Raw genomic sequence first — 8,895 nt, 5'->3', positions numbered from 1 at the left:
AAGAACTTATCCACACCGTGAGCCACCAGGCTCGCAAAGAGGGTGGGTCAATATTGGATGGAAATGCCGGGTCAGGATTGCATGGAACTCAACAGCCGGCGTACTCGTGACGACCGAAAGCTGGCTCAACGCCAAGGCTCGGCCGGCGCAGCGAGGTCGGGTTTTCTCGATCTACATGGTCGGCACCTTCGTGGCTCTTTCGGCGGGACAACTCCTGATCGGTTGGATCGAGGTCGAAGGCGCAGGAGCATTCAATGCCATCGTCGCCCTTTTCGCGGTGGCGGTCGTCATGGTGAGCATGACCCGAGCCGAGCCACCTCAGACAGCGCCCACCGAGGCGCTGCCCTATGGCCAGCTGCTGCGTGCGGCGCCGATCGCCGTCGCTGGCTGTGTGGTGCAGGGGCTGATCGGTAGTGCGTTCTACGCGCTTGTGCCGGCGTGGATGCAGGACGAGGGCATCGTGCGTGAGACCATCGCCCTCTCCATGCTCGTGGCTGTTGCTGGCGGGCTTGCATTCCAGGTCCCGGTGGGTCGTCTCTCGGACCGCTTCGATCGGCGCATCGTGCTGGCCGGGCTCAGTCTGGGCTTCGCCGGCTCCGCCGCAGCCCTGGTCCACCTGCCGCATTCACTGCCGGTGGTTCTTCCCGTCGCGGCCCTGCTGGGCGGCTTCATGTCCACCCTTTATCCGGTCTGTGCTGCCCACGCACATGACCGGATGCCCGCGGACCGGGTGGTCGCCGTGAGTAGCCAGCTCATCCTTGTCGGCGGACTGGGCTCAGTCGTCGGCCCGCTCATCGGCACCGGCATCATGGCGCACGCCGGTCTCAATGGCCTGTTCTATCTCATGGCCGCAGCGACAGTCCTGTTGGCTCTCATTGCCGTAGGTCAAAGCTTGGTCATCGCAGCGCCCGAGCATTTGACTCGATCGTTTGCGATTCTCGCGCCACAGGCGACCCCACTCGGGCACGATCCACTGGGTGCCTCGGACGGCGTCTCACAGGAAGTCTTCAGCGGCGTGCCGGAACAGAGCTCAATTCATAGTCACGATAGGTGATTGCGGTGCGGGAACGCAGTCAGAGTGCAAGGCAACGCAATCGTCGTTGTCACCGTGGAGGCACCTAATCGCAGGGCGCTTTGAAAGCGAAGAGCGAGATCTGCGTCCCCGCGAGGGCTTCTGCTACTTCTGGTCGCTGGCTTGTCCGTGCCAAGGCGGCAGGGCAGCTCAATCTGTCACCAGAATCTCCGAGCAATCGATGGCCTGAGACGGTCCGTGACTCTTCGCGTCCGGGTCTAGCTGGACTGGGCTATGGCTGCATGGGTTCGGAAAGGGGGACACTCATGCCCCGCTTCACGAACTTCGGCTCCTGGCCGTGAGCGGAAGGGCGCGCGAAGCAGCCGCCAGGCATCGCCGAGTGCGCAGGCGCGGAGCAACTGTCGCCAAACGGGTATATCAGTGGATCGAAGGGTGCGGGGCGATGCCCATGAGCCTCGCCATGGCCGCCAGGCGCATGCGGTGGTTGCGCTGGATCTCCGCGTCGTCGTTGACGGATGGCTCTCGGCCGAGGGTGATTGCACTGACGAGTAGATCCATGATCCGCTGGGTGGCTACGCTGTAGCCCTGCATGGCTTCAAGCATCTCGTCGCGGACCTGACCATCCAGGTCCAGCGCCCCATAAAACTCGGAAACCTGGCTCAGCCTGCGGCTGGTTTCGCGCAGCTGCGCCTCAACGGCAAATTTTTCGGCCTCGTTCATTACCCGTTCTCCGGACCCAGCTCGGTCACGCTGACCAAGCCCTCCGTCTCGATTCTCTGTCGATCAGGCTCCTTCCGATGTAGGACTTTTGTGATCAATTGCCGGCAGGCCGGTCCCGAGATATACCAGGTCGGGGGCACGGCGGGGCCGCGACTTCTACTGCGTCCGAAGCGTCCGTCTACGAATTAGCGCTCCCGGGGCGTGGATCGGCCCGCGGGTGGCCTTGTCTAGGAATTTAGGAGTGCCGCTCGCCGAAAGGGTGCCCTGCCGGGCCGTGTAGAGCCTTGGGCCGTGTCTACGAATGTATTAGCGGGGAACATTGACTGTTCCAGGCTGATGGAAGCGAGAACACAGGCGGGCAGGGCGGTCCGCTGCGCAGTGCGGGAAACGATGCCTGTGTCTCACACTCGTGCCGATGACTGATCTACCGCGAACAGGTGCCAGGGCTCGGGAATGCCCTTGAGTGTGTGTACCCCTCGGTCCTCGAAACGCAAGCCCGAGCCTGCCACGAGGTCCTTCACGGTACTGGATACGACCACTTCTCCCGGCAACGCCTCGCTGGCTACGCGTGCCCCGATGTGGACCGCAATGCCGGCGACTTTTTCGCCCACCGTTTCGCACTCTCCTGTGTGCAGGCCTGCTCGAATTTCGAGTCCCAACGGCCTCAGCGCCTGAACAATCCCCGCCGCACAGCGCACAGCCCGCGCGGGACCATCGAAGGTAGCAAAGAAGCCGTCGCCCGCCGTGTCTACCTCGTGACCACGATGGCGTGTCAATTCATGCCGAACCACCTCATGGTGCTTGGCGAGCAACTCGCGCCAATGTCGATCGCCCTCGTTGATTGCGCGCTCGGTGGACCCGACGATATCGCTGAAAAGCACCGTTGCGAGCACACGGTCGGGCTCGACGGGTTGTTCAATGTCGGCGGCGAACGCGCAGATCTCGCGGATGATCGTGTCAACGTCGTCCGCCCAGGGCAGGTGATCGTTGCTTGGCAGTTCTACATACTTGGCCGACGGCAGGTGCTTCATCATGTAGTGACTGGCGCGCACATCCACCGTGCGGTCGCCTGTCGCGTGCATCACAAGTGTCGGGACGCGGATCGATGGCAGCACGTGACGAATGTCGATCTCGAAATTCATCTCGTTGAGGGAGACAACTGCGGATGGACTTGCGCTCATGCGAAGGAATCGCGAATACCAGCGCCGAACCTCCTCGTTGTTGACCAGGCTCGGTGCGCGCACGTCGAGACCCACCGGGCCTCCCCAGCCGGTTTCACAAAGCCTCGAGAACGCCTCCAGCTCTTCCCGCGTTCGTCCCCAGGGCTGCTCGGCACTGCGCTTGCGACTGGCGTAGCTGCCAATCATGACGAGTCCGGCGGTGCGTGAGGGATAGGTGGCCGCGAACAACGCACACAAAGGTCCACCCTCGGAATACCCACACACGATGGCGCGCTCCGAACGTGCGGCGCTCATGACCGCACGCAGGTCGTCCATGCGCGTTTCGAGGCTCGGCATGTGCGTTACGCGGTCGGACAATCCGGTTCCGCGCTTGTCGAAGATGATCAGTCGCGTGAACGAAGCCAGCGCGCTCAGGAATCGCACGACATGCGGTTCTTCCCAGAAGCACTCGATATTCGACAGCCATCCAGGCACAAGGACGAGATCCACCGGTCCCCCGCCCACTACCTGGTAAGCAATGCTGACCTCTCCGCTCTTTACGTAGTGGGTTTCGGGCACCGTGGTCATGATCTACCCCTCGCTGAACCCCTCCAACGCACGCCCTGGTGGACCTTGGCGGAGCCGGTCAGCGCTCAGGCTAGACCTATCGGACAGTGCTTGCAAGGTCTGTCCGAAGAAGCGCCATTGGCCAAAATCCGCTTCGTGAGGTCGGGGGAGACAAATCCGCGTGCAGATGGAAGTCGCGCCGAGCCGCGACTACACTGAATCGAAGGTGGCGCCTCCGGCGCTTCTTCTGCAGCAAGGGGTGCCTCATGACCCTCCTCCTGCGACTGAGCAGGGCGATCGATTGGGTGAATGCGCAGTTCGGGGTGGTGGCCAACGGCCTGGTCCTGCTCGCCTGCCTGATCAGCGCAGCGAACGCCTTGAGCCGCTACCTGTTCAACGTGAGCTCCAATGGCTGGCTCGAGATCCAGTGGTACATGTTCGGCGGCATGGTGCTGCTGGGCGCCCCCTACACGCTCAGGAAGAACGAGCATGTGCGCGTCGATCTCATCTACGGCATGGTCACAGAGCGCACACGCCAGTGGATAGACATCGTCTGCGGGTGCCTGTTCCTGCTGCCGATCTGTGCGATCCTCAGCTGGTTCACCTGGCTGTGGTTCCTCGAGTCCTGGCGCATCAACGAGGCGTCGTCGAACGCGGGAGGGCTTGCCAGATGGCCCGTCAAGCTTCTGTTGCCGGTCGGATTTGTCTTGATGGCCTTGCAAGGCATCTCGGAAATCATCAAGCGGATCGCGTCCATCGGGCGGTTGAACGGCGACAGCTTCAACTACGAGAAGCCGCTTCAATAGCGGGCCATGCCCAGGGATAACCAGCCACGAGGGCGCTATGAACACGCTGCGGGACAACATGGCGCCCCTGATGTTCGCGGGCATGATCCTGTTCATGCTGATCGGTTATCCGGCGGCCTTCTCCCTGGCAGCGACCGGCCTGTTCTTTGGCTTCGTCGGCATCGAACTGGGGCTGATCACGCCCGACTTCCTGGGCAACATCACCTACCAGCTGTTCGGGATCATCGCCAATGACCTGCTGCTGGCCATTCCCTTCTTCACCTTCATGGGCGCCATCCTCGAGCGCTGCGGCCTCGCCGAGGACCTCCTCGACTCGATAGGACAGCTCTTCGGGCCGTTGCGCGGTGGCATGTCCTATGCGGTGATCTTCGTGGGCGCCGTTCTGGGCGCAATCACGGGTACGGTGGCCGCCTCCGTGATCGCGATGGGCGTGATCTCGATGACGCCGATGATCAAGTACGGCTACTCGACTCGCCACACGATGGGCGTCATCGCAGCATCCGGAACCATCACGCAGCTGATACCGCCCTCGCTGGTGCTCGTCGTGCTGGCCGACGTGCTCGGGCGCTCCGTGGGCGACATGTACGCCGGCGCCATCGGGCCCAGTCTCATCCAGGTCGGCCTGTTCTGCGCCTGGGTGGGCATCGTGAGCCTCATCTGGCCGGCGTCCGTGCCGGCGCTCCCGCTCGCCGCGCGTACCCTGCGTGGCTGGCCGCTGTGGAAGAAGTGCCTGCGCGGCATGATTCCCTCGCTGGGCCTGATCTTTCTCGTACTCGGCACGATCTTCATGGGGCTCGCAACGCCCTCCGAGGCGGGGGCCATGGGCGTGGTAGGTGCCATCGCGCTCGCTGCCACCTACGGCACGCTCAACTGGAAGCTTCTCTACCAAGGCATGGGCACGACCATGCGCCTGACTGCCATGGTCGTCTTCATCCTCTTCGGTGCCCGCGTGTTCAGCCTCGTGTTCCAGGGCGTGGGCGGCAAGGAGTGGATCGAGCACCTGCTCATCGCCTTGCCGGGCGGTCAGGTGGGCTTCCTGATCTTCGCGAACCTCTTCATCTTCATCGCTGCGTTCTTTCTCGACTTCTTCGAGATCGCATTCATCATCATTCCGCTGCTCGCACCGGTTGCGGCGAAGCTGGGAATCGACCTGGTCTGGTTCGGGGTGCTCATCTGCGCCAACATCCAGACGAGCTTCATGCATCCCCCCTTCGGCTTCGCGCTCTTCTATCTGCGGGGGATAGCGCCACGTTCCATCAAGACATCCGACATCTACTGGGGCGCCGTTCCCTGGCTGTTCCTGCAGCTCATCCTGGTGGTCGTGCTGATCTTCTGGCCGGGCAGCGTCACCTACTGGATCGACAAGGGAATCGGCGGCGACCCATCCCGGGTCAATATCCAGATCCCCATGCCGGAAATGCCCGCGCCCATCGACGCCACCAACTAGGTCCGGCCCGCCGCCGCAACCCTATGTGCGCGTGCGCATGCGCATCATGAACGAGTCGAAGCCGAGCTCGGCCACCTGCATCCACTGGTAGGAGTCGCCGCGATACGCCGTCAGGCTCTCGTACATCTTCTTGAAGTGCGAGTTGGTCTTCGACAGATCCACGTAGATCTCGGTGGCGGCCTTGTAGCTGGCCTCCATGATGTCCTGCGGAAAGGCGCGAAGCAGCGCGCCGCCGGCAATCAGGCGTTTGAGGGCGACCGGATTGAGCTGGTCGTACTTGCCGAGCACCCATCCCCATGTGTCGCCCGAAGCCGCGGAGATCGCAGCCTGGTAGACCTTGGGAAGCTCGCTCCACTTGGCCAGGTTGATGATGTTGTGGCCCTGCGCACCGCCCTCCCACCAGCCGGGGTAGTAGTAGTACTTCGCCACCTTCTGGAAGCCGAGCTTCTCGTCGTCGTAGGGGCCGACCCATTCGCAGGCATCGAGCGTTCCCTTCTCCAGGGCCGGGTAGATGTCGCCGGCGGCAAGCTGCTGCGGCACCACGCCGAGCTTGGCGACGATCGTTCCGGCGAAGCCGCCGATGCGGAACTTGAGGCCCTTCATGTCATCGACCGATTTGAGTTCCTTGCGGAACCAGCCTCCCATCTGGGCCCCTGTGTTCCCCGCGGAGAAGCCGATGCAGTTGTAGTTCTTCAACAAGTCGTTGAGCAGCTCCTGCCCACCGCCAAAGCGCAGCCACGAGTTCACCAGCCGCGCGTTGAGGCCAAACGGCAGGGAGGTCCCGAAGGTCATCGCCGGATCCTTGCCCCAGTAGTAGTACAGGGCCGTGTTGCCCATCTCGACCGTGCCGCTTTGCACGGCATCAAGCACCTGCAGACCGGGGACGATCTCGCCGGCGGCAAAAGCCTGGATCTGGAACCGGTTGTCGGTGATCTCCGCGACGCGTTTGCTGAAATGCTCGCAACCGCCGAAGAGCGTGTCGAGCGACTTGGGCCAGCTTGCCGCAAGCCGCCATTTGATCTCCGGCATTGCCTGCGCCAGGGCAGGGGCCGCGACAGTCGCGCCGCCAAGTGCTCCGGCTGTGCCGATGAAATTGCGCCTGGAGAGTTGAGCCATTCGCGTTCTCCTTGCCGCCACTAGCGCGCATTGACTGAAAGATTAGTCGCTTCAGTGCCGCATGCAAGCGGTTCGATCGAGGGATGCTGGACCGGGTGTGGCTGCGCGTGCAACGTAGCAGCAACCCATCAGCAAGTCATCATCAAGTACGACGAGAAAGGCGCGAGGCGGTGCGAGCGCGAGCCGGAGTTGTCACGAACACGAGACGTTGAAACTTGCATGAGCGCCGCCTAAATTGAAGTCGCGCACTCGGTGGAGGAAATCTCATGACAAGTTATCAGAACCCATGGGGCCGTTGGCTCTTGTGCGCGAGGCAGATCGCCCTTGCCTTGAGTGTTGTGTCCGTTTCGGCATTCGCCGGGGGCTCGCACTTCCTTGGCAACCCCAGGCCCGACACCGGAGGGATCGGCATCCTGCCGGCAAGGGCCGAGCCATTCGGCTACTCGCTCGAAGAGCTTGCCAAGGCGACGGCAGCCTTCAACGTGACGGATCACACAGGTCCGCCGCCCCCGCTCGTGGATGGAACTTCCAAGTTCCAGATGCTGTTCACCACGGCCACGAACACTTTCAACGTGTCGCGCAACACATTCCTCTATGTGCCGGTCTTCCTCAGCGACAGCTCACCTCCGGTGATCGGGACCTTTCCCAATGTGGCTGACCGGGAGTCCGTCCTTCGGTACGTCTATTCGCACAGGCAGCTCGGACTGAAGTACTCGGTCATCACCATCGATGGCCATGACTTCAATCTCGATGAGCGCTACGTGGTGGCGGTGAAGGTTCCGCCGCTGCCTGACGGAGGCGGTACCGGCTACCTGACCTCTGCAGCCGTCGTCAGGCCGTTGAAGAGGGGCACCCACGTCATCGAGGTCTCCGCCAGCGTCACCGGCGATGCGCTGCCGCCGTGGTGCGTCGCCATTGGAGGCTACTGTCCGGAAGGGGTGACGTTTTCGATTCAGTTCACGGTCAATGTCCAGTAGTGCTTCGGGCATTCATGAGGTCAGCCCGACAGGAGGGGATCATGCGCACATCGCCAGTCGTCGTCACGGCATTCGCGGCGTTGACGCTCTCGTCGTCCGCCTGCCTTGCTCAGACCCCAACACCAATGCGTTCAACATGCCAAGGCTTCGGAATCCCGGCTCAGGAGCCCGTGGGCGATCGCGAAGGTCATGTCATCAGCGTTGCGCCCTACAGCTGCGTTTCGCAGGGAGGCGTGCTTGATGGCGCAGTGGCATCGGGCACCAATTACTGGGAACTGGACAAGGGGGCAGGGTTGACGGTGGTCGGTACAGGTGTCATCCGGAAGCCCGGCATGCTGGTTCTCTACACCGTGACTTCCGGCAACTACGCCCTCACCACGGCCGACGGCAAGGTGACAGGATTCGCTGGAACGGCCAAGGGCACCTACACGACGGCGACCGGCTCGGCCGCGTCGCTCGCAGGCAAGGCCTACACGGCCAGGTTTCGCAGCAGCGACCGCGGGCAGTTTGTCATCGAGACCACCGTAGACCCATGACATTGCGGCTATCGATCGCCTGGATACCAAACCTGCCCAGGACGACGCTTGGGGTCGCGTCAGTCCAGGATCCCTGCAATTGGCCCCCAACGCCAAGCACGAGGAGGTCGCTATGGTCACCTACGTCGGACTGATGAGCTTCACTGACAAGGGCATTCAATCGATCAAGGAAACGACCAAGCGCGCCGCCGCCGCCAAGGAGGCCGCAAAGCAACTGGGCGTCAACATGCGCGAACTCGTCTGGACCATGGGGGAGTACGACCTGGTCTGCATCCTCGAGGCGGAGGATGAAAAGTCGCTGTCGGCATTCAGCCTTGCAATCGCCATGCAGGGAAACGTTCGCACCCGCTCGCTGCGCGCATATTCTGCCGGAGAGATGGACGAGATCCTCGCCAAGATCAAGTAGACAGCGCTGTTGCGGCCGCAGTCTGTTCACTGGTCGCAGCGGCACGGTAGCTAGGCCATCACTTTCCACGTGACCGGCCATTCCTTGGGTGCGACGGGAGCGCGCATCACCGGCAAGGCCGCTTCGC

9 protein-coding genes are annotated in these 8,895 nt (G+C 62.6%); 6 read left to right on the top strand and 3 right to left on the bottom strand.

From position 1 onward, the window contains the following. The coding region (locus BM345_RS27440; RefSeq protein WP_139237640.1) for an MFS transporter at positions 1-1,054 on the top strand (1,054 nt) is incomplete at its 5' end. A 396-nt stretch (positions 1,055-1,450) separates the two neighbouring features. On the opposite strand, the gene BM345_RS27435 is transcribed toward BM345_RS27440, so the two are convergent. Continuing rightward, the gene (locus BM345_RS27435; protein WP_093386405.1) at positions 1,451-1,753 is read right to left on the bottom strand and encodes a hypothetical protein; all 303 of its coding nucleotides are present in this window, start codon (positions 1,751-1,753) and stop codon (positions 1,451-1,453) included. A gap of 401 nt (positions 1,754-2,154) precedes the next feature. Then, on the bottom strand, positions 2,155-3,501 hold the full coding sequence (locus tag BM345_RS27430) for an adenylate/guanylate cyclase domain-containing protein (RefSeq protein WP_093386403.1): 1,347 nt from the start codon (positions 3,499-3,501) through the stop codon (positions 2,155-2,157). A 245-nt stretch (positions 3,502-3,746) separates the two neighbouring features. Here BM345_RS27430 and BM345_RS27425 point away from each other — a divergent pair, with 245 nt between their 5' ends. Continuing rightward, complete coding sequence (locus BM345_RS27425) at positions 3,747-4,286, top strand: TRAP transporter small permease subunit (RefSeq protein WP_093386400.1); 540 nt, start codon at positions 3,747-3,749, stop codon at positions 4,284-4,286. A 37-nt stretch (positions 4,287-4,323) separates the two neighbouring features. Further along, a complete protein-coding gene (locus BM345_RS27420; RefSeq protein ID WP_093386398.1) occupies positions 4,324-5,733 on the top strand; it encodes a TRAP transporter large permease in 1,410 nt (469 codons plus the stop codon). A gap of 21 nt (positions 5,734-5,754) precedes the next feature. Here BM345_RS27420 and BM345_RS27415 read toward each other — a convergent pair whose 3' ends face one another. Then, positions 5,755-6,849: a TRAP transporter substrate-binding protein gene (locus BM345_RS27415; protein WP_093386395.1), complete on the bottom strand. Its 1,095-nt coding sequence runs from the start codon at positions 6,847-6,849 to the stop codon at positions 5,755-5,757. Between the two features lie 266 nt (positions 6,850-7,115). Here BM345_RS27415 and BM345_RS27410 point away from each other — a divergent pair, with 266 nt between their 5' ends. The 3 genes from BM345_RS27410 (at position 7,116) to BM345_RS27400 (ending at position 8,768) form a co-directional block, all read left to right on the top strand. After that, positions 7,116-7,826, top strand: coding sequence for a hypothetical protein (locus BM345_RS27410; protein ID WP_093386393.1), 711 nt, complete (start codon positions 7,116-7,118; stop codon positions 7,824-7,826). A 41-nt stretch (positions 7,827-7,867) separates the two neighbouring features. Beyond that, on the top strand, positions 7,868-8,362 hold the full coding sequence (locus BM345_RS29925) for a hypothetical protein (RefSeq protein WP_139237638.1): 495 nt from the start codon (positions 7,868-7,870) through the stop codon (positions 8,360-8,362). A 112-nt stretch (positions 8,363-8,474) separates the two neighbouring features. Then, a complete protein-coding gene (locus BM345_RS27400) occupies positions 8,475-8,768 on the top strand; it encodes a GYD domain-containing protein (RefSeq protein ID WP_093386388.1) in 294 nt (97 codons plus the stop codon). Positions 8,769-8,895 lie beyond the last annotated feature (127 nt).

The organism is Variovorax sp. OV329 (genome assembly GCF_900114785.1).
Taxonomy (GTDB): domain Bacteria; phylum Pseudomonadota; class Gammaproteobacteria; order Burkholderiales; family Burkholderiaceae_C; genus Variovorax.
The sequence above is the reverse complement of the archived record's forward strand: the minus strand, read 5'-3'. Positions and strand labels throughout refer to the sequence as shown.

Bases quoted from the DNA above. Each gene is read 5' to 3' on its own strand.
- BM345_RS27435 (WP_093386405.1), bottom strand. From the start codon at position 1,753: ATGAACGAGGCCGAAAAATTTGCCGTTGAGGCGCAGCTGCGCGAAACC.
- BM345_RS27430 (WP_093386403.1), bottom strand. From the start codon at position 3,501: ATGACCACGGTGCCCGAAACCCACTACGTAAAGAGCGGAGAGGTCAGC.
- BM345_RS27425 (WP_093386400.1), top strand. From the start codon at position 3,747: ATGACCCTCCTCCTGCGACTGAGCAGGGCGATCGATTGGGTGAATGCG.
- BM345_RS27420 (WP_093386398.1), top strand. From the start codon at position 4,324: ATGAACACGCTGCGGGACAACATGGCGCCCCTGATGTTCGCGGGCATG.
- BM345_RS27415 (WP_093386395.1), bottom strand. From the start codon at position 6,849: ATGGCTCAACTCTCCAGGCGCAATTTCATCGGCACAGCCGGAGCACTT.
- BM345_RS27410 (WP_093386393.1), top strand. From the start codon at position 7,116: ATGACAAGTTATCAGAACCCATGGGGCCGTTGGCTCTTGTGCGCGAGG.
- BM345_RS29925 (WP_139237638.1), top strand. From the start codon at position 7,868: ATGCGCACATCGCCAGTCGTCGTCACGGCATTCGCGGCGTTGACGCTC.
- BM345_RS27400 (WP_093386388.1), top strand. From the start codon at position 8,475: ATGGTCACCTACGTCGGACTGATGAGCTTCACTGACAAGGGCATTCAA.